Origin of the sequence: Neorhizobium sp. 2083 (assembly GCF_031455615.1) — a bacterium.
Taxonomy (GTDB): Bacteria; Pseudomonadota; Alphaproteobacteria; order Rhizobiales; family Rhizobiaceae; genus Neorhizobium.
Genome location: NZ_JAVDTC010000003.1, coordinates 330,575 through 349,484, shown reverse-complemented (window position 1 = coordinate 349,484; position 18,910 = coordinate 330,575). Strand labels below are relative to the sequence as shown.

General features: G+C 63.5%; 17 protein-coding genes. 4 read left to right on the top strand and 13 right to left on the bottom strand.

From position 1 onward, the window contains the following. Nucleotides 1–45: 45 nt before the first annotated feature. The gene (gene scpA, locus J2X76_RS14390) at nt 46–2,196 is read right to left on the bottom strand and encodes a methylmalonyl-CoA mutase (RefSeq protein WP_310217255.1); all 2,151 of its coding nucleotides are present in this window, start codon (nt 2,194–2,196) and stop codon (nt 46–48) included. A gap of 738 nt (nt 2,197–2,934) precedes the next feature. Here scpA and J2X76_RS14385 point away from each other — a divergent pair. Together J2X76_RS14385 and J2X76_RS14380 are read left to right on the top strand one after the other, a co-directional pair. Further along, complete coding sequence (locus J2X76_RS14385) at nt 2,935–3,204, top strand: type II toxin-antitoxin system ParD family antitoxin (protein WP_310217252.1); 270 nt, start codon at nt 2,935–2,937, stop codon at nt 3,202–3,204. Then, nucleotides 3,194–3,541 (top strand): type II toxin-antitoxin system RelE/ParE family toxin, encoded by a 348-nt coding sequence (locus J2X76_RS14380; RefSeq protein ID WP_310217249.1) that lies wholly within the window; start codon nt 3,194–3,196, stop codon nt 3,539–3,541. The genes J2X76_RS14385 and J2X76_RS14380 overlap by 11 nt, the downstream gene beginning before the upstream one ends. 107 nt (nt 3,542–3,648) lie before the next feature. Here the strand turns inward: J2X76_RS14380 and J2X76_RS14375 are convergent, their stop codons facing one another. From J2X76_RS14375 to J2X76_RS14365, 3 genes are all read right to left on the bottom strand, one after another. Further along, a complete protein-coding gene (locus J2X76_RS14375) occupies nt 3,649–5,658 on the bottom strand; it encodes an acetyl/propionyl/methylcrotonyl-CoA carboxylase subunit alpha (RefSeq protein WP_310217246.1) in 2,010 nt (669 codons plus the stop codon). Further along, on the bottom strand, nt 5,658–6,035 hold the full coding sequence (locus tag J2X76_RS14370; protein WP_113286385.1) for a hypothetical protein: 378 nt from the start codon (nt 6,033–6,035) through the stop codon (nt 5,658–5,660). Before J2X76_RS14370 ends, J2X76_RS14375 begins: the two co-directional genes overlap by 1 nt. 63 nt (nt 6,036–6,098) lie before the next feature. After that, nucleotides 6,099–7,631 (bottom strand): acyl-CoA carboxylase subunit beta, encoded by a 1,533-nt coding sequence (locus tag J2X76_RS14365; protein ID WP_310217243.1) that lies wholly within the window; start codon nt 7,629–7,631, stop codon nt 6,099–6,101. 114 nt (nt 7,632–7,745) lie between these two features. Here J2X76_RS14365 and J2X76_RS14360 point away from each other — a divergent pair, with 114 nt between their 5' ends. Next, the gene (locus J2X76_RS14360; protein ID WP_310217241.1) at nt 7,746–9,152 is read left to right on the top strand and encodes a short-chain fatty acyl-CoA regulator family protein; all 1,407 of its coding nucleotides are present in this window, start codon (nt 7,746–7,748) and stop codon (nt 9,150–9,152) included. Between the two features lie 46 nt (nt 9,153–9,198). On the opposite strand, the gene J2X76_RS14355 is transcribed toward J2X76_RS14360, so the two are convergent. Next, complete coding sequence (locus J2X76_RS14355; protein ID WP_310217239.1) at nt 9,199–9,861, bottom strand: 3-oxoacid CoA-transferase subunit B; 663 nt, start codon at nt 9,859–9,861, stop codon at nt 9,199–9,201. A 1-nt stretch (nt 9,862) separates the two neighbouring features. Beyond that, nucleotides 9,863–10,579, bottom strand: coding sequence for a CoA transferase subunit A (locus J2X76_RS14350; protein WP_310217237.1), 717 nt, complete (start codon nt 10,577–10,579; stop codon nt 9,863–9,865). A gap of 120 nt (nt 10,580–10,699) precedes the next feature. On the opposite strand from J2X76_RS14350, the gene J2X76_RS14345 reads away from it, so the two are divergent. Then, complete coding sequence (locus J2X76_RS14345) at nt 10,700–11,284, top strand: PAS and helix-turn-helix domain-containing protein (protein WP_310217235.1); 585 nt, start codon at nt 10,700–10,702, stop codon at nt 11,282–11,284. A 16-nt stretch (nt 11,285–11,300) separates the two neighbouring features. On the opposite strand, the gene J2X76_RS14340 is transcribed toward J2X76_RS14345, so the two are convergent. Genes J2X76_RS14340 through J2X76_RS14310 form a run of 7 tightly spaced genes read right to left on the bottom strand, consistent with a single transcriptional unit; the run spans nt 11,301 to nt 18,863 of the window. Then, nucleotides 11,301–12,026 (bottom strand): hypothetical protein, encoded by a 726-nt coding sequence (locus tag J2X76_RS14340; protein WP_310217232.1) that lies wholly within the window; start codon nt 12,024–12,026, stop codon nt 11,301–11,303. A gap of 8 nt (nt 12,027–12,034) precedes the next feature. After that, nucleotides 12,035–13,087, bottom strand: coding sequence for a sn-glycerol-3-phosphate ABC transporter ATP-binding protein UgpC (locus tag J2X76_RS14335; protein ID WP_310217230.1), 1,053 nt, complete (start codon nt 13,085–13,087; stop codon nt 12,035–12,037). Nucleotides 13,088–13,102: 15 nt separating this feature from the next. After that, a complete protein-coding gene (locus J2X76_RS14330; RefSeq protein ID WP_310217227.1) occupies nt 13,103–13,945 on the bottom strand; it encodes a carbohydrate ABC transporter permease in 843 nt (280 codons plus the stop codon). Then, nucleotides 13,935–14,867, bottom strand: coding sequence for a sugar ABC transporter permease (locus J2X76_RS14325; RefSeq protein WP_310217224.1), 933 nt, complete (start codon nt 14,865–14,867; stop codon nt 13,935–13,937). Before J2X76_RS14325 ends, J2X76_RS14330 begins: the two co-directional genes overlap by 11 nt. A gap of 11 nt (nt 14,868–14,878) precedes the next feature. Next, nucleotides 14,879–16,165, bottom strand: a complete 1,287-nt coding sequence (locus J2X76_RS14320) for a sugar ABC transporter substrate-binding protein (protein ID WP_310217221.1) — start codon at nt 16,163–16,165, stop codon at nt 14,879–14,881. 50 nt (nt 16,166–16,215) lie between these two features. Further along, a complete protein-coding gene (locus J2X76_RS14315) occupies nt 16,216–17,817 on the bottom strand; it encodes an FAD-dependent oxidoreductase (protein WP_310218050.1) in 1,602 nt (533 codons plus the stop codon). Between the two features lie 14 nt (nt 17,818–17,831). Further along, nucleotides 17,832–18,863: a LacI family DNA-binding transcriptional regulator gene (locus J2X76_RS14310; protein WP_310217218.1), complete on the bottom strand. Its 1,032-nt coding sequence runs from the start codon at nt 18,861–18,863 to the stop codon at nt 17,832–17,834. Nucleotides 18,864–18,910 lie beyond the last annotated feature (47 nt).

Here is an 18,910-nt window from a genome sequence, read left to right as displayed (position 1 = left end):
ACCCATCCTGCGGCAGTGGCGATGCGATCGGCCCGGGTGATCTCCTCACAGGTTCCGCCGCTTGCCCTCGAGCAGGTCGATGATCGAGTTGGCGGCATCCAGCACATTGGTTCCGGGGCCGAAGACGGCGGCAACGCCGTGCTCCATCAGGTAATCGTAATCCTGCCGCGGCACGACGCCGCCGACCACGACGATGACGTTTTCGGCACCCTTCTGCTTCAATGCCTCGACGAGCTGCGGCGCCAGCGTCCTGTGACCGGCGGCGAGCGACGACATGCCGACCACCTGGACCTTTTCCCTGATCGCAAGATCCGCCGCCTCTTCCGGCGTCTGGAACAACGGGCCGGCCAGAACTTCGAAACCGATATCGCCGAACGCGGATGCGATTACCTTGGCGCCGCGGTCATGGCCGTCCTGGCCGAGCTTGGCGACCATGATCTTCGGCTTCGTGCCGAGCGTCTGAGCGTAGCCGCCGAGCCGCGAGACGATCGTCTTGTATTCCGGATCGTCCTCGTAAGCGGGCCCGTAGATATCGCCGACCACCTCCGGCACCGCCGAATGGTCGCCGAAGGCCTGCCGCATCGCATCGGAGATTTCACCGACGGTCGCGCGGGCACGGGCGGCTTCGATCGCCACTTCCAGCAGGTTCCCCTCTCCCGTTTCCGCAGCCTCCTCCAGAACGGCCAGCGCCGCGGCCACGCGCTTGGGATCCCGCTGCCGGCGCACCTCCTCCAGCCGCTTGATCTGGCCGTTGCGCACTGCGGTATTGTCGATCGCCAGGATGTCGAGTTCGTCCTCGTTTTCGAGCCGGTACTTGTTGACGCCGACGATGATCTCCTCGCCGCGATCGACGCGGGCCTGACGAAGCGTCGCCGCCTCCTCGATCAGGCGTTTCGGCAGGCCTTCGGCGACCGCCCTGGTCATGCCGCCCATGGCCTCGACCTCCTCGATCAGGGCCCAGGCCTTTTCCGCCAGCTCGTTGGTGAGGCTTTCGACATAATAGGAGCCGGCGAGCGGGTCGACGACCTTGGTGATGCCGGTTTCGTGCTGCAGGATAAGCTGGGTGTTGCGGGCGATGCGCGCGGAAAAGTCGGTCGGCAGCGCCATCGCCTCGTCGAGCGCGTTGGTGTGCAGCGACTGGGTTCCGCCGAGCGCCGCCGACAGCGCCTCATAGGCGGTGCGGATGACGTTGTTGTAGGGATCCTGCTCCTGTAGCGAGACGCCGGACGTCTGGCAATGGGTGCGCAGCATCAGCGACGACGATTTTTGCGGCTTGAACTCCTCCATGATCCGCGACCACAGAAGCCGCGCGGCGCGCAGCTTGGCGGCCTCCATGAAGAAGTTCATGCCGATCGCGAAGAAGAAGGAGAGCCGGCCGGCGAACTCGTCGACGCTCAGACCCTTTGCAATCGCTGCCCGGACATATTCGCGGCCATCGGCGAGCGTGAAGGCGAGTTCCTGGACGAGCGTCGCGCCCGCTTCCTGCATGTGGTAGCCGGAGATCGAGATCGAATTGAACTTCGGCATTTCCCTCGCCGTATATTCGATGATGTCGGCAACGATCCGCATCGAGGGTTCCGGCGGATAGATGTAGGTGTTGCGGACCATGAACTCCTTGAGGATGTCGTTCTGGATGGTCCCCGACAGTTCGGCCCGCGAACAGCCCTGTTCCTCGCCGGCGACGATGAAGGAGGCAAGGATCGGGATGACAGCGCCGTTCATGGTCATCGAGACGGACATATCCTTCAGCGGGATGCCGTCGAAGAGGATTTTCATGTCCTCGACCGAGTCGATCGCCACGCCCGCCTTGCCGACATCGCCTTCGACGCGCGGATGATCGCTGTCGTAACCGCGATGGGTGGCGAGGTCGAAGGCAACCGACAGGCCCTTCTGGCCGCCGGCGAGATTGCGGCGGTAGAAGGCGTTCGAGGCTTCGGCGGTCGAGAAACCCGCATATTGACGGATCGTCCAGGGCCTGCCGGCATACATGGTGGCGCGCGGGCCGCGCACGAAAGGTTTCATGCCGGGCAGCGAATTCAGGTGGCCGATACCTTCGAGGTCTTCCGCCGTATAGAGCGGCTTGATGTCGATGCCCTCGGGCGTGTGCCAGACGAGCGTTTCCGGCGAAGCCTTCAGTTCGCGCTCGGCGAGCCGCTCCCAGTCCGCTCGATCAGTGCTGACGGTTCTGTCGGCCATCGGCTTCTCCCTTTGTCAGACCATAGTGTTCAATGCCGGCCCCGATGGCATCGATGAGATCTTGCCCTGCTGCCAGTCCTCCCGCCACCGCGATGCGCACCCTGGCGATAGAGGCCCGTTCATCCCGGAAATCCGGGGCAGCCGGCATTCGCGCCGTTCCGCCGAATGATCCGGGCCATCTCGGCGGCAGAAAGTACTTTCCCGGTCTCACGTCGCATTCCCTCCTTCGGCGAGGCGGACGCCCCCTTGGTGAACTTCGGATTTTTTCGGCCGGGGCACTGAAAGCTGCCTCGAATGTAGTTTTGTAAGTAGCACCTTCCAGTACCCCGTTCGGCGGTTTATGCCCGCAGCCCGATCGCCTCGAAATGGACGACATCGGCGCTACCCGATGCCTCGCCCGACGGATTCTGCGCGGCTTTTATCGACGCGGTTTCCGGCAGGTTTTGAAGGACGGCAGTGTTTCACCTGCCGCCGCACATTTCTATGGGCATAGCCCAGGCCAGGAGTTCCTCGCTGGCTGCAATCCTTTCGCGAACCCGAACGCCAGGGTTTTGCGTCTTGCCCCTGACGTCCGCGCCGGCCCCGCCTCGCCGGCACGCCTGCCGGTGTATCCGTGACGGAACCGGGGCATTGTAGGCACGGTTTGAAGAGGCGAGGAAAACGGGGAGGTTTTTTTCGCGAAAAAATTGACGCCCATGCTACCTGGTAGTATTTTTGTGCCGCAATAGGAGATCTGCCATGACGGTGAAAGCTTCCGTGTCGATCTCGGACCAACAGGACGCCTTTGCTCGCCGGCTTGTCGAAGAAGGCCGCTATGCCAGCCTGAGTGCTGTCGTTCAGCGCGGCCTGGAGCTTCTTCGCGAAGAAACGGAGTTGAAAGATGCGGAACTCGCAGCGCTGAAGGCGCTGGTCGAGAGGCGTATGAACGGTCCCTTCCTGACGGCCGAAGAAAGCGACCGCCAGATCGAAACGATGATTGCCGAGCAGAAAAAAGCCTATGGCCTATAAGGTCATTCGTTCGGAAGAGGTCAATCGAGATCTCAGGCTGATCCTTAGACACCTGGTCGATTCGTATGTCGCGCTTGGAGATCCATTGACGGACGCGTTCGAAAGGGCGGCCCACCGCGTCGATGCCATGCTCGACGATATGAGGGCATTGGGGCACATGCCGCATCAAGGCACCCAGTTGCCGGCTGTGATGCCGGGGCTGCGTCAGGTGACGAAGAAGCGGGCGATATTCTATTTCACCGTCGAGGAAGATGCGCGGACTGTTCGCATCATCGCGGTCTTCTTCAGCGGTCAGGACCATGGCCGTCATATTCAGGCGCGACTGACCGGGCTCTGACTCAGGCCCAAGAGAACCAAAACAACATCCCGCAGCGCCCGCGCGGCGCTTTCGAACATCCTCGGGAATGCGAGAGGTGTTTTCAACCATCTCCGGATCGCCCACCCCTATTCGAACTCCATGATCAGCTCGTCCACCGCAAGGCTCTGGCCCTGGCTCGCGGCGACCCGTTTGACAACGCCCTTGCGTTCCGCCTTCAGGACGTTTTCCATCTTCATCGCCTCGACGGTCGCGAGCGTCTGGCCGGCCTCGACGGCGTCGCCGGCTTTCACGGAGACCGAGGTGATGACGCCCGGCATCGGGCAGAGCAGCATTTTCGACGTGTCCGGCGGCAGCTTGACCGGCATCAGACGGGCGAGTTCTGCCGTGCGGGGCGAGCGGACGCGGGCGGTGACGTCCATCCCGCGCCAGCGCAGGCGGATAGCCGAGCCGATCAGATTGATCTTGACGCCAACGATCTCGCCGCCGACATGGAAGCGGGCATGCTGGCGACCGGGCAGCCAGGCGCTGGCGACGGAAAGCCGCGTGCCGTCGGAGAAGCGGACGCTGGCGCCGTCGGGCAGGGTTTCAAGCGTGACGGCCTCTTCGAAACCGGCAAGCGTCACCACCCAATCCCTCGCCGGGATCCGGCGGTGATTGCCGATCGTGCCGGAAATCTGCACCGCACGCTCCTGCAGGGCCTGATTGATCAGGACGGCGATCGCCGCAAGTTTTTTGGCGGCCGCGGAGTCCGGATGCACACCGGAAAAGCCATCCGGAAATTCTTCGGCGATGAATGCCGTGGTGATGTTTCCCGAACGGAAGCGATCGTGATCCATGACCGCCGAGAGGAAGGGCAGGTTGTGGCCGATGCCGTCCACCTCGAAATCGTCAAGCGCCTTGCCCATCGCGTCGATGGCCCCCACGCGATCCGGCGCCCAGGTGCACAGCTTGGCGATCATCGGGTCGTAATACATGGAGATCTCGCCGCCTTCGAAGACGCCGGTATCGTTGCGGACGACGGTGCCGTCATCCTGCCCGCCTTCGGCGGGCGGGCGGTAGCGGGTGAGACGGCCGATCGAAGGCAGGAAGTTGCGGTAGGGGTCCTCGGCATAAAGCCGGCTTTCGACCGCCCAGCCGGTGAGCTTGACGTCGTCCTGACCGAACGACAGCGTTTCGCCGGCGGCAACCCGGATCATCTGCTCGACGAGGTCGATGCCGGTGACGAGTTCGGTGACCGGATGTTCCACCTGCAGGCGGGTGTTCATTTCGAGGAAGTAGAAGTTCCGGCTGCCGTCGACGATGAACTCGACCGTGCCGGCGGAGAAATAACCGACGGCCTTGGCAAGCGCGACGGCCTGTTCGCCCATGGCCTTGCGGGTTGCCGCATCGAGGAAGGGTGACGGGGCCTCCTCGATGACCTTCTGGTTGCGGCGCTGGATCGAGCATTCGCGCTCGCCGAGATAGAGCGTGTTGCCGTGCTGGTCGCCGAGCACCTGGATTTCGATATGGCGGGGCTGGTCGACGAATTTTTCGATGAAGATGCGGTCGTCGCCGAACGAGTTCTTGGCCTCGTTGCGGGAGGACTGGAACCCTTCCCGGGCCTCGGCGTCGTTCCAGGCAATCCGCATGCCCTTGCCGCCGCCGCCGGCAGACGCCTTGATCATGACGGGATAACCGATCGAGGCCGAGATTCTTACCGCTTCTTCGGCATCCTCGATCAGCCCCATATGGCCGGGCACGGTGGAGACGCCGGCTTCCGCGGCGATCTTCTTGGACGTGATCTTGTCGCCCATCGCCTGGATGGCGCCGACCGGCGGGCCGATGAAGGCGATGCCCGCCTTTTCGAGCGCTTCGGCGAAAGCGGGATTTTCGGACAGGAAACCGTAGCCCGGATGCACGGCATCGGCGCCGGTCTTGCGGATCGCGTCGAGGATCCTGTCGATGACGATATAGGACTGGGACGACGGCGCGGGACCGATATGGACAGCCTCGTCGGCTTGTCTCACATGCAGCGCCTCCGCATCCGCATCGGAATAGACGGCAACCGTCGCAATGCCCATCTTGCGGGCCGTCCTGATGACCCGGCAGGCAATCTCGCCGCGGTTGGCGATGAGGATCTTGTTGATCGCGGCCATCAGACTTCCATCACGTCTTCGAAGGATTCGGGAAAGGTTCTGCGCGCGACCTTCTCGTCGATCCGCAGCAGCGCGTCATAGGAGGCCGGGTCGAAATCGTCCTGCGCCGGCACCACCTCGCGTCCGAACAGCAAGTTCAGCCGGCCGGCATCGAGATTGCCGCGCTCGAACGGTTCGGCTCCGAAGTGATGCCAGAGCGCATGCAGGAACGCCGCATCCACCTTGTGCTCGATCGTGCCGGGGCGGGCAAGGCGCTGCAGGACCTTGAGCGGCGTCGCGCCCTTTTCGTTCGCCCGCCGGATGGTGAAATGATGGCCATGGCCCGGCATGCCGGAGGGAAAACCGCGATGTTTGGTCATGTCGGGCGGTCTAGGCATTGCGGATCCTTCTGCATTCATGTCTGGCGGCCACGCGCGTCGAAACAGGCGTCACGGGCGGGCTTAAAGCGGAATCGTATCGTGCTTTTTCCAATGCGTCGTCACCTGCTTGTTGCGCAGCGAGGCAAAGGCCCGGGCGATGCGGCGGCGCGACGAATGCGGCATGATCACCTCGTCGATGAAGCCGCGTTCGGCCGCGACGAACGGATTGGCGAAACGTTCCTCATATTCCCTGGTGCGGGCGGCGATCTTTTCGGGATCGCCCAGTTCGGAACGGTAGAGGATTTCGGTCGCGCCCTTGGCGCCCATCACCGCAATCTCTGCGGTCGGCCAGGCGTAGTTGAAATCGGCGCCGATATGTTTCGAGGCCATGACGTCGTAGGCGCCGCCATAGGCTTTTCGGGTGATCAGCGTCACCATCGGCACGGTCGCCTCGGAATAGGCGAAGAGCAGTTTTGCGCCATGCTTGATGACGCCGCCATATTCCTGGGCGACGCCCGGCAGGAAGCCCGGCACGTCCACGAGCGACAGGATCGGGATCGAGAAGGCGTCGCAGAAGCGCACGAAGCGCGCCGCCTTGCGGGAACTATCGATATCGAGGCAGCCGGCGAGCACCATCGGCTGGTTGGCGACGACGCCGACCGTCTGGCCCTCGAGCCGGATGAAGCCGGTGATGATATTTTTCGCAAAGGCCTCCTGGATCTCGAAGAAGTCGCCCTCATCCGCGATCGCCAGGATCAGTTCCTTCATGTCGTAGGGTTTTGCCGCACTGTCCGGGATCAGGCTGTCGAGGCGGTTCTCGATACGGGCCGGATCGTCGTGGAAGGGCCGGACGGGCGGCTTTTCGCGGTTGTTCAGAGGCAGGAAGTCGAAGAGCTGGCGAACGGCCTCGAGCGCCTCGATGTCGTTATCGAAGGCGGCATCGGCGACCGAGGATTTTTTCGTGTGGGTGCCGGCGCCGCCGAGCTCTTCGGCCGTGACGATCTCGTTGGTCACCGTCTTCACCACGTCCGGGCCGGTGACGAACATGTAGGAACTGTCCCGCACCATGAAGATGAAGTCGGTCATCGCAGGCGAATAGACGGCGCCGCCGGCGCAGGGGCCCATGATGACGGAAATCTGCGGCACGACGCCCGACGCCTCGGCATTGCGGCGAAAGACTTCCGCATAACCGGCGAGCGAAGCCACGCCTTCCTGGATGCGGGCGCCGCCGCTGTCGTTGAGGCCGATCACGGGTGCGCCGACGCGCACGGCCATGTCCATGATCTTGCAGATCTTCTGGGCATGGGTTTCGGAGAGCGAGCCGCCGAGGACCGTGAAATCCTGGGAGAAGACATAGACCTGGCGGCCATTGATCGTGCCCCAGCCGGTGACGACGCCATCGCCAGCCACCTTCTGCTCGGCCATGCCGAAATCGACCGCGCGGTGGGTGACGTACATGTCGAATTCTTCGAACGATCCCTCGTCGAGCAGGACCTCGATACGCTCGCGCGCCGTCAGCTTGCCCTTGGCATGCTGCGCCTCGATGCGCCTTTGCCCGCCGCCGAGCCTTGCCTCCGCCCGCCGCTTTTCGACCTCGCCCAGAATTGCCCGCATGTCCGCTCCTCAAATTCTCGCTCTTTTATCGATCGACACGCCCGGAGAAAAGCGTTGAACGGGTGTGATTGTGAAAGTATATAAACGTGTTTTTAAAATTGCAAAGTTGTGAAAATGGCGGTCGGCAAACTCTTCATCGGACGCAAGGTGCGCGAATTGCGGATGGCCCACAACGCCACCCAGAGCCAGTTCGCGGAGCGGGTGGGAATCTCGACCAGCTATCTCAACCAGATCGAGAGCAACCAGCGGCCGGTTTCGGCGAGCGTCCTGCTCGCGCTGGCCGACAAGTTCCAGCTGAACATTTCCGAGCTCTCGACCGGCGAGACCGACCGGCTGGTCTCCGCGCTTCTGGAGGCTCTCTCCGATCCGATCTTCGACGCCTATGCGCCAAGCCTTCAGGAGCTGAAGCTCATCACCCACAACGCGCCGGGTTTCGCCCATGCCCTGATCGCCTGCCACCAGGCCTATCGCCGCAACAGCGAGCAGCTGGCCAGCATGGACGACCGGCTCGACCTGACGGCGGCCGTCGAGCTGACGCCCTATGAAGAGGTCCGGGACTTCTTCCATTTCGTCGACAACTACGTCCACGAACTCGACGTGCTTGCGGAGAAACTCGCCCATGAGCTCGGCGACCGGAAGGACGACAGCTACGCGACGCTGACGGGTTTCCTCGACCGCCGGTTTGGCGTTCGCGTGGTTCACGGGCAAGACAAGAACGAGCTGCGCCGCTACGACCCCGCGTCACGCCTGCTGTCCATCAACCCCTATGCCGCCGCCCACACGCGGGTCTTTCAGATCGCGGTCCAGATCGCGCAGCTCCATGCCGGGGAGGTCGTCGAAACGATCGTCCGCGATGCGGGGTTCCGGACCGAGGAGGCCGCCGACATCTGCCGGATCGGGCTGCACAACTATTTTGCAGGCGCGCTGTTGATGCCCTACCAGACCTTCCTGCGCACCGCCCGCGAACTGCGCCACGATCTCGAACTGCTCGCCGCGCGCTTCGGCACCTCGCTGGAGCAGGTCTGCCACAGGCTCTCGACCCTGCAGCGGCCGGGACTGAAAGGGGTGCCGATCTTTTTCGCGCGGATCGACCGGGCCGGCAACATCACCAAGCGGCACAGCGCGACGAAGCTGCAATTCGCCCGCTTCGGCGCCGCCTGCCCTTTGTGGAACGCCCACCAGGCCTTCGAAACGCCCGGGCGCATCATCCGCCAGCTTGCCGAAACGCCCGATGGGGTACGGTATCTCTGCCTCGCCACCTTGACCAGCAAGGGCATCGGCGGCTTCCGCACCGCCCAGTCGAGCTATGCCCTCGCGATCGGCTGCGAGATTTCCTATACGGATGAATTCGTTTACGCCGACGACCTCAACGTCACCCAGAAGACCAGCTTCGAGCCGATCGGCATATCCTGCCGCATCTGCGATCGCGCCAACTGCGCGAGCCGGGCCGTGCCGCCGTTGAAGCACAAGCTCACGGTCAACCACAACCAGCGCCTGCCGCTGCCGTATGAACTTTCCTGACCCCAATGCGGCAGGCTCTGCCGAGCCCGCCGCCCGGGAACGGGTCTCAGGACGCCATGCTTTGAGCCGCCAAGGCGACGTCGAAGGGCGCCTCGGTCTTCCCCCTGATCTCCTCGACGGACACGCCGGGCGCCGTCTCGATCAGGGTCATTTTCGGCGCGCCGTGGCGGGCGATCGTGAAGACGCCAAGATCGGTGATCACGAGATCGGTCACCCGCCGGCCGGTGAGCGGAAGGTTGCATTCCTTCAGAAGCTTCGGTTCGCCCTTGGCCTCGTGCTCCATCACCACCACGACCTTCTTCACCCCGGCGACGAGGTCCATGGCGCCGCCCATGCCCTTGACCATCTTTCCGGGGATCATCCAGTTGGCGAGGTCACCGCTTTCGGAAATCTGCATGGCGCCGAGAATGGACAGGTCGATATGGCCGCCGCGGATCATCGCGAAGCTGTCGGCCGAGGAGAAATAGCTGGTTCGCGGCAGCTCGGTGATCGTCTGCTTGCCGGCATTGATGAGGTCCGCATCCTCCTCGCCCTCGAAGGGGAAAGGTCCCATGCCCAGCATGCCGTTTTCGCTCTGCAGGGTCACGTCCACCCCGGCCGGGATATAGTTTGCCACCAGTGTCGGGATACCGATCCCGAGATTGACGTAGAAGCCGTCTTCAATTTCGCGGGCTGCACGCGCCGCCATCTGTTCGCGAGTCCAGGCCATATCAGGCAAGCTCCTTCTCGGTCTTTGAGCGGGTCGTGCGTTGTTCGATGCGCTTGTCGGCGTCCTTCACCTCGAGCACGCGCTGCACGAAAATGCCCGGCGTATGGATATGGTCGGGATCGATTTCGCCGGCCGGCACCAGGTGCTCCACCTCGGCGACCGTGACCTTGGCCGCCGTCGCCATCATCGGGTTGAAGTTCCGCGCGGTCTTGCGGTAAACGAGGTTGCCCTCCGTATCGCCCTTGAACGCATGGACGATGGCAAGATCGGCAAAAAGGCCCGTCTCCATCACATAGTCGTCGTCTCCAAACCGGCGCACTTCCTTTCCTTCGGCGACCAGCGTGCCGACGCCGGTCTTCGTGTAGAAGGCCGGGATGCCGGCGCCGCCGGCGCGAATGCGCTCGGCAAGCGTGCCCTGCGGATTGAATTCCAGTTCCAGCTCGCCCGCCAGAAACTGCTGGGCGAAAAGCTTGTTCTCGCCCACATAGGACGACACCATCTTGCGGATCTGCCGCGTTTCGAGAAGGATGCCGAGACCGTATCCGTCAACGCCTGCATTGTTGGATATGACCGTCAGGTTCGTCACGCCCGCGAGCCGGATGGCCTCGATCAGGCTCATCGGTATGCCGCAGAGGCCAAAGCCACCGGACATGATCGTCATGCCGTCGAACAATGTATCCGCCAGCGATTCCGCCGCTGTCTTGAATACCTTCCTCATCACAATTTCCTCCGTCCAGCTTCCCCCCGGAAGCTTTCATGCCACGGGAGAGTAAGTCTTGATCGCCTCGCCCGGTTAGCCGTATAAATACGGCATTTCGTGCGAGAAATGGATATTTGGATGACGGCAAGCCCGGACAGTTTTCGTTTCCTGCTGTCGGAACTGCCGGTGCCGCTCGTCTATGCCACGCATCGTATCATCCGCGACTGCAATGCGGAATTCGCGAACCTTTTCGGTTATGCCCGTGAAGAACTCGTCGACCAGAGCTTCGCCCGCCTGTACCCGAAACTGTCAGACTTCGTCCGCACGGGGCACATGTGGCAGACCCACCTGCCCGGCGGCCGGGTCTATTATGACGAGCGGATCATGACCGCCAGCGATGGCAGCCGCTTCTGGTGCCGGGTGCGCGGCCGCAGCCATCATGCCGTCAACCCCTTCGCCGAGGCGCTTTACTGTTTCGAACCCATGGCCCGGCCGGTCGCAAGCCGCAGCGTCGCGCTGACGGACCGGCAACGCCAGATCGTCGCCCTGGTGACCCAGGGCAAGAGCAACGCGGAAATCGCCGAGGAACTCAACCTGTCGAAAAGGACGATCGAGTCCCACCGTGCGCGTCTCATGCGCGCCTGCGGGCTGCGCAATACCGCGGAACTCATCGTCTGGTTCACGAGCGGTGCGGACGACGCAAGGCCACCCGCCGGGAGTTGACCGCCGGAAGTCAGCGTCAATCGGCCCGGTGTGCCGACGAAGCTGCGCCGAGGCCGCGTGCCGCCTTGGCGATCGGCCTCACCGCCGCCTCCATGCTCGACGGCGTCGTGCCGGTGACGATGACGCCGAGCAACGGCGCGGCGATGCCGGCGTCCTTCAGCCTGGGCATGTCTTCGGCGGTGAACCGCTTCTGGCTCGGCGCGATGACGGGGATGCCCGCCTTGGCGGTTATATCGCGGTAACGCGCGAGATCCTTCTCGTTAAGCGGCTTGCCGTAATCCTCGAACGAGGCGACGGATGCTTCCATCATCGCCCCGGGGATCTCGAGGATCTTGCGCAGATCCTCGTCCGTGCTCTTTTCGCCGAGTGCCGGCATCGGCCTCAGCCGCGACTGAAGAAGATGCGGCTGCATCTCGCTGAAGTAGATGTTGAAGCCCTCGAAGCCGAGGTCGGCAAGCGCGTCCATCTCTTCTGCGCTCGGCACCTTTTCCTGCCCCGCCATGACCAGCAACGGCACCCCGAGCGTTGCAAGCTGCTCGAAAAACGGCCGCTCGTCCGCAAAGCTGCCGAAGGTCGTGCCGGTCGCGCGGTGGTAGGCGTTGAGATGCACCTTGATGGCGAACGCCCCCGCCCCGATTGCCGCCCTGGCGAGATCGAGATCATGGCGCGCCAGCGAAACGATGACCGGGAATTCGCCGCCGCGCAGCGCTTCGGTGAGCCTGGTTTCAGGATAGTTCGGCATGGCGTGCCTCAGTTCAAACGCTGGCCGCCATCGGCGGCGAAGAGATGGACATTATCGAGATCGGGCCGCACCCGGATCGTCGCACCCGGCGACAGCGAAACCCGTTCACGGAAAACGCCGGTGACAGGGGTTTCGCCGAGCTTCATCGTCACCTGCGTCTCAGACCCCATCGGCTCGACCAGAATGATTTCCGCCGGCACGCCGTTTTCGTCGAGGGCGAAATGTTCGGGGCGGATACCGTAAACCGCCTTTCGATCCGCGTGGAACTGCGCTGCCGCAGGCAGCGGCAGCACGATTCCAGGCGCTGCGAAACCTTCGGCCGTGATCGTCCCGTTGAGGAAATTCATCGACGGCGACCCGATGAAGCCGGCGACGAACTGATTGGCCGGCCGGTCATAGAGTTCGAGCGGCGCGCCGATCTGCTCGACCCGGCCGCCGTTCAAGACGACGATCTTGTCGGCCATCGTCATCGCCTCGACCTGGTCGTGGGTGACGTAGATGGTGGTGGTCTTCAGCCTCTGGTGCAGGCTCTTGATCTCGCCGCGCATGACGACGCGCAGTTTCGCATCGAGGTTCGACAGCGGCTCGTCGAACAGGAAGACCTGCGGATTGCGCACGATCGCCCGACCCATGGCGACACGCTGGCGCTGGCCGCCGGAGAGCTGGCGCGGATAGCGGTCGAGCAGCGGCGCAAGGCCGAGGATATCGGCCGCCCATTTCACCCGTTCGGCAATCTCGGCCTTGCTGCCGCCGCGGTGTTCCAGCGAAAAGCCCATATTGGTCGCGACCGTCATATGCGGATAAAGCGCATAGTTCTGGAACACCATGGCGATGTCGCGGTCCTTCGGATCGAGATCGTTGACCACCCGCGCGCCGATCCTCACCTCGCCGCCGGTGATGGTCTCCAGCCCGGCCACCATTCTCAGCAGCGTGGACTTGCCGCAGCCGGAGGGTCCGACCAGGACGACGAACTCGCCATCGCTGATGCCCAGGTCGATGCCGTGGATGATATCGACGGCGCCATAGCTCTTGCGGACGTTGGAAAGGGTAACTTCAGCCATAGGAAATCCGGTTCTTCAGCCTTTGAGGCCGGTATGCGCGAGCCCTTCGACGAATTGCTTCTGCGCGATGATGAAGACGATGAGGACGGGCAGCGCCGTGAGCGTCGCCGCGGCAAGCTGGATGTTCCACATCGGGCCGCCATAGGCGTCGGTATATTGCGTCAGCGCCTGCGGCAGCGTGAACTTGTCGGCACTGGACAGAAACACGATCGGCTCGAGATAGAGGTTCCAGGAATGCAGGAAGGTGAAGATCGCCACCGACGCGAGCGCCGGCCTTGCCAGCGGCAGCGCGATCTTGCGGAAGATCTTGAAGCGCCCGAGGCCATCGACCCGCGCCGCCTCTTCGAGTTCGGCGGGCAGCGCGATGAAGAACTGCCGCATCACGAATGTCGCGAACACGCTCGGCGCGCCAAAAATCGGCGCCAGGATGAGCGGCCAGTGCGTGTTGACCATGCCCGCCTTCAGGAACATCTGGAACAGCGGCACGATCGTCACTTCCGAGGGGATGAGCAGCCCAAGCAGAACGACCATGAAGATCGCATTGGCGAACGGGAACCTGATGCGCGCGAAGGCATAGCCGGCCATGGACGAGACGATCATCGTGCCGACCGTCACCAGCGCCGCGATATAGGCGGAATTCCAGTACTGCTTCACGAAGGGCTGCAGTTCGAACACCTTGGAATAGGTCGTCCAGTCGTATCTTTCCGGCACGAGCTGCGGCGGAAAGGCGAAGATGTCGCTGATCGGCTTGACCGACGACGTCACCATCCACCAGGTCGGAAAGACGAAGGGGATCAGCAGAACGCAGAGCAGGCCGTAGAGAAAAACTTGTCTGCGCGGGGAGAGCTCAGCTTTCATAAAAGACGATCCTCTTGCGCATCTGCCACTGGGCGAAGGTGAGCACGACGACGATCGCAAACAGCATGATCGACAGCGTCGAGCCGTAACCGAAGAAATGGAACTGGAAAGCCTGCTGGTAGAGGTAATAGACCAGCACCGTGGTCGTCAGACCCGGCCCGCCCTGCGTCAGCACCGCGATCTGCGCAAACACCTGCAGCGAACCGACGATGGTGATGATCGAGGTCAAAAGGATGGTCGGGCTGATCAGCGGCAGGGTAATGCGGCGGAACTGCTTGAAGCGCGGGGCGCCATCGATGCGGGCCGCTTCGTAAAGCTCGTTCGGCACGCCCTGGAGGGCGGCCAGGAACAGGATCATGTTGAGGCCGACATTCTTGAAGACCTGCACCACGATCACCGAGATCATCGCCGTTACCGGTTCGCGCAGCCAGTTCGGCCCCTCGATGCCGAAGACGAGCAGCACGCCGTTGATGCCGCCGTTCTTCTGCAGAAGGAAACCCCAGACGATCGTCCAGGCGACCAGCGACACGACGACCGGCGAGAAGAACAGCGTGCGGAAGATGGTGATGCCGGCGAGTTTCTGGTTGAGCAGGACGGCGAGCAGCAGCGCCAGGCTGAGGTTGAAGATCACCAGCCCTGCCGAAAAGACCGCCGTCGCGCCGAGCACCGAGGGCAGGCTCGGATCCTCCAGCAGCATCTGGTAGTTGGTGGCGCCGGTATAGGTGAAGGTATTGGCGAGCACGTTCCACTCGTGCAGCGAATACCAGAAGACGAGGCAGAGCGGGATCAGCACGAACAGCGTGATCCCGATCAGCTGCGGGGCGATGAAGAGAAGGCCGGCGAGGCTGTCGCGCCGCGCGACCGTCCAGAACGACGATGAGGAGCGGCCTTCCGGACGGGCGGTTTGCGGCACGACAGCCATCGACTATTCCCTTAGCGCTTCAGAAGCGGGCCGATCTGGCCGCAGATCTGCTGGAGGGCTGCCGGGATATTCGCGTCCGGGCGCCAGACTGCATCGAGGCCGGAGCGAACCGCCTGCTGGATCTGCGCAAAGCCGGTGTGGCCCGGAATAACCTTGCCGGTGGCGATGCCGGAGATCACGACCTTGTCGATCTGCTCCTGGCTGAGCAGCGGGTTGGTCTTCTTCAGGACTTCGGCGTTCAGCAGCGATTTGCGGGCCGACGGGAAGAACTGGCTGAGCTTGGCCGAGTTTTCCGGGTTCGTCATATAGGCGACGAATTCGGCGGCCGTCTTGGCGTTCTTGCCCGCCTGCATGACGCCGACGCCGGCCTGGCCGATCAGGGCATAGTCACCCGCCGGACCCTTCGGCAGCGGCACGAGATCCCAGGCGAACGGCTTGTCCTTCGGCAGAAGCGAGGCGCGGCTGATCTGGGTGATGGTCATCGCGGCATTGCCGGCGAAGAAATCGACGCTCTCGCCGGGACCCGGCATCGCCTTGTTCTTGAAGGCCGCCTGGTGGATGAAGGTCAGCGCGTCGACCATCGGCTTTTCGGTCATCGTGCAGGTCTTGCCGTCTGCGCTCCAGGGCGAGGCGCCCCAGCCGTTCCAGACGGAGGCGAGGTTCTGCCAGGTCTGGTAGTTGAAGTCGCGAACGATCAGGCCACCCTTGCCCGGCACCTTTCCGACGGCGGATGCCGTGGCGATGGCGTTCTCCCAGGTCCATTGCCCGGCCGCGATCATTTCCGCCGGCGTCTTGGCACCGGCTGCCTTGATGATGTCGTTGTTGACGAACATCGCAAACGGCGAGGTCGAGAACGGATAGGCATAGAGCTTGCCGTCCTTGGTCCAGCGCTCGGCAGCCGTGGCGCTCAGCTCTTCCGCGTTATAGCCCTTGGTGGCCTTCAGCGTGTCCGTGAGTGGAAAGAGCGCACCGGAATTGACGAAGTCATAGGCGGCGGTTTCGAAAATCCAGGCCATGTCGGGCGCATTGCCGCCGGCGATCTGGGTCGTCAGGGCCGTCGTATAGGTTTCGAACGGCAGCGACTCGTAGGTCACGGTGACGTTCGGATGGTCCTTCTTGAAGCCTGCGGCGATGTCGTTGAAGAGTTTCAGATGCGCCTCGTTGGCGCTCCAGATCGTCATGCGCAGGTTGACCGCATCCTGCGCGCTGGCGATGCCGCCCCCAAGCGGCGACATGCCGAGCGGCAAGGCCAGGGCCAGCGCCGCGACCGCGGATTTCAGTGTCCGATGATAGTTCATTCCCGTTCCTCCTCCAAAGATGGTTTAGACAGACAGGCCGAAGGCCGTCCTCAGTAGGCGGCGATATCCGGCCAGCGCATTTCGATGCCTTCGCGGCCGAGCTCTCTCTGGAAATCGTGGAGCTTGCCGTCGTTTTCCTGGACCTGGTGCGGCGTAAGACCCTTATCGAGGCAATGGGCGGCGAGCATGCCGGCGACTTCGCCGATGTTCCACTCGACCGGGTGCAGCCGGTAGCAGCCGTTGGTGATATGGGTGGTGCCGATATTCTTGCCGGCCGGGATGAGGTTCGTCACCCGCTGAGGCAGAAGCGCGCCGAGCGGGATCTCGAACGGGCAGGACGGCACGTCGATATAGTTATCGCCGCCGGTCGAGGGATGCAGGTCGATGCGGTACATGCCGATGCCGATACTGTCGCGGTAGTTGACCGCGCCCTTCTCTCCGCGCACCGAATAGGACAGGTCCTGCTCGACGATGCGGGTGACCGGCTTGATGCGGCGGCTCTCGCGGATATAGGGGGCCATGGCGAGCCCGTGCTCGGTGCCGGTGATGTCGCCGCGCAGCCGCAGCCCCGGAAAACCCTGGCCGCCATCGACGCGCGGCGCCTCGGTCTGCAGCCAGTAGAACAGCGAGTAGGAAAGGTCGGCGGCCGACTTGAGCTGCCTAGCCTTGTCCTCTTCGGAAAGGTCGATGATCGTGCCTTCCATGTAGTCGATCATCGGCCAGTTCACGAGGCAGATATCGGAGGCGTAGGCGCCGGGCACGAAATTGTTGCGGGCCGCGATGCGGCGGAAGATCCAGAGGTTCTCGTCGCCGCCGCCCTTGCGCTGGTCGGCATCGACGGCGAGCGGATCGTCGTTCGGATTGGGCGTGAACGAGCGGGTGGTGAAGTCCAGCGTGCGCGGATGCGGCGCCGTGAACCCGAGCAGCGGACCGCCCCAGAAATGCGGCTGGTACTTGCGCCAGTAGTCGTAGTTCTCCGGCTTGTCGATCGTCTGGTCGCCGTCGACATGGTCGATCGCAAAGCAGATCGATACGGCCTGGACATTGTCCGGCTGCGCCTCGGACGGTGCGCTCGGCTCGCCGGTATCGGACTGGGCCTCGAAGCCTTTCACATATTCGGTGCCGGTCATCGGCAAGAGGTCGCCAAGTTCGGTGGCATCGAGGATATAGGCGGCGGAAATGGTGATCTCGCGGCCGGTATCGCGATGACGGACGGTGACGGAGCGGACCGTATCGCCCTCGACATCAGCGGCAACCGGGCGGTAGGGCTGCAGCACCTTCAGTTTGCCGGCGCCGCGATAGGGCATCAGCATCGCTTCCATGACGGCGAGGCTGACGCGCGGCTCGGCGCAGATGCGGCTGACCCAGCCGGCGCCGGGATTGAGGTCGCCCCAGGCCCGAGCGCCCTCGGTCAGCGGATAGTGGTCGCGGTAATAGCGGCGGATGCCTTCCCGCAGCTTCCGGTAGGAGCGGGTGATGCCGAACTGCTCGACCCAGGTATGTTCGTCCGACGGCACCGCCTGGCTGGTCAGCTGGCCGCCGATCCAGTCGAACTCCTCGGTCATGATCACGCTGCGGCCCGCCCGGCATGCGCCGAGTGCTGCCGCGACGCCGCCGAGACCGCCGCCTACCACCAGAATATCCGTATGCATCTCTGTCACGTTGGTCATGTCCGTCTTTTTGCGGGTCCAAGGGTTTCGCCCTCGACCGGTTCACAGGTCAGAAGAATTTGGCCGCCGGCATCTCCGCTTTCGATGCGGCGCACCAGCATGGCCGTCGCCTGCCGGCCCATCTCCTCGCGGGGAATGTCGAAAGCGGTGAACTGCACATGGCTGCGCTCGGCGCGGATATGGCTGCCGAGCACGACCGCAGAAAAATCGCCGGGAATGGAAAGGCCGCGCTCGCGGGCAGCGGCTTCGACGCGCACCGCATCGGCAAGTTCGACGAAGAAGGCGACGGTGGCGCCGCCGGCGAGCAGAGCATCGAGGATCTCCCCCGCCGGCCGGCCGGCCGCCTCGACATGCAGAACGAGTTCCAGCCCCTCGCCAAGAGCGGCGGCAAAGCCCTTCCAGCGATCGGCGGTCGATTCCGCCGGCCCCGGCGGGCCGATATAGGCGAGCCTGGAATGCCCCAGCGCCCTCGCCTTCCCGACCAGCGCCCGGGTGCCGTTCGCATAGTCGCCGCCGACATAGGGAACCGGCCCGCCGGCATCCTCGCGCCGGCCGATCGCCACGAACGGATAGTCGCCGGCCACCAGCCGCGTCAGCTCGGCGCGGTCGAATTCGCGGCCGAGCACGAGGCAGCCGTCGGCGATCCTCAGGCGATTGCCGTCCGCAAAGATCTTGCGGTCCTTGCCGACGCCCGCACCGGTCAGGAGCAGAAGGTCGTAATTCTGGATCTGCGCCTCTTCCTCGATGCCGAGCAGGAAGGGCGTGAAGAAATCCGCCTGGGCGCTCGGAAACGCCGGCTCGTAGGTGAACACGCCGAGAATCCGGTTCAGCCCCTTGGCCATGCGCCGCGCGATTGGATCTGCGACATAACCGGTGGTGCGGATGACCTGCCGGACCCGCTCGCGGGTTTCCTGCGGAATGCGCGCCAGAGCTGTCGGCGCACCGTTCAGCACAAGCGAAACGGTCGCCTGGCTGACGCCCGCGAGTTTCGCAATGTCATGCTGTGTCAAGCGCTTAGGCGTGGCCACGCAACATCCTCCCGATCCCTCTTGACTGCTAATGCGTATTAGCAGCT

Bases quoted from the DNA above. Each gene is read 5' to 3' on its own strand.
- J2X76_RS14325 (WP_310217224.1), bottom strand. From the start codon at position 14,867: ATGGCTGTCGTGCCGCAAACCGCCCGTCCGGAAGGCCGCTCCTCATCG.
- J2X76_RS14320 (WP_310217221.1), bottom strand. From the start codon at position 16,165: ATGAACTATCATCGGACACTGAAATCCGCGGTCGCGGCGCTGGCCCTG.
- J2X76_RS14380 (WP_310217249.1), top strand. From the start codon at position 3,194: ATGGCCTATAAGGTCATTCGTTCGGAAGAGGTCAATCGAGATCTCAGG.
- scpA (WP_310217255.1), bottom strand. From the start codon at position 2,196: ATGGCCGACAGAACCGTCAGCACTGATCGAGCGGACTGGGAGCGGCTC.
- J2X76_RS14360 (WP_310217241.1), top strand. From the start codon at position 7,746: ATGGCGGTCGGCAAACTCTTCATCGGACGCAAGGTGCGCGAATTGCGG.
- J2X76_RS14350 (WP_310217237.1), bottom strand. From the start codon at position 10,579: ATGAGGAAGGTATTCAAGACAGCGGCGGAATCGCTGGCGGATACATTG.
- J2X76_RS14370 (WP_113286385.1), bottom strand. From the start codon at position 6,035: ATGCCTAGACCGCCCGACATGACCAAACATCGCGGTTTTCCCTCCGGC.
- J2X76_RS14315 (WP_310218050.1), bottom strand. From the start codon at position 17,817: ATGCATACGGATATTCTGGTGGTAGGCGGCGGTCTCGGCGGCGTCGCG.
- J2X76_RS14330 (WP_310217227.1), bottom strand. From the start codon at position 13,945: ATGAAAGCTGAGCTCTCCCCGCGCAGACAAGTTTTTCTCTACGGCCTG.
- J2X76_RS14375 (WP_310217246.1), bottom strand. From the start codon at position 5,658: ATGGCCGCGATCAACAAGATCCTCATCGCCAACCGCGGCGAGATTGCC.
- J2X76_RS14345 (WP_310217235.1), top strand. From the start codon at position 10,700: ATGACGGCAAGCCCGGACAGTTTTCGTTTCCTGCTGTCGGAACTGCCG.
- J2X76_RS14365 (WP_310217243.1), bottom strand. From the start codon at position 7,631: ATGCGGGCAATTCTGGGCGAGGTCGAAAAGCGGCGGGCGGAGGCAAGG.
- J2X76_RS14385 (WP_310217252.1), top strand. From the start codon at position 2,935: ATGACGGTGAAAGCTTCCGTGTCGATCTCGGACCAACAGGACGCCTTT.
- J2X76_RS14355 (WP_310217239.1), bottom strand. From the start codon at position 9,861: ATGGCCTGGACTCGCGAACAGATGGCGGCGCGTGCAGCCCGCGAAATT.
- J2X76_RS14335 (WP_310217230.1), bottom strand. From the start codon at position 13,087: ATGGCTGAAGTTACCCTTTCCAACGTCCGCAAGAGCTATGGCGCCGTC.
- J2X76_RS14340 (WP_310217232.1), bottom strand. From the start codon at position 12,026: ATGCCGAACTATCCTGAAACCAGGCTCACCGAAGCGCTGCGCGGCGGC.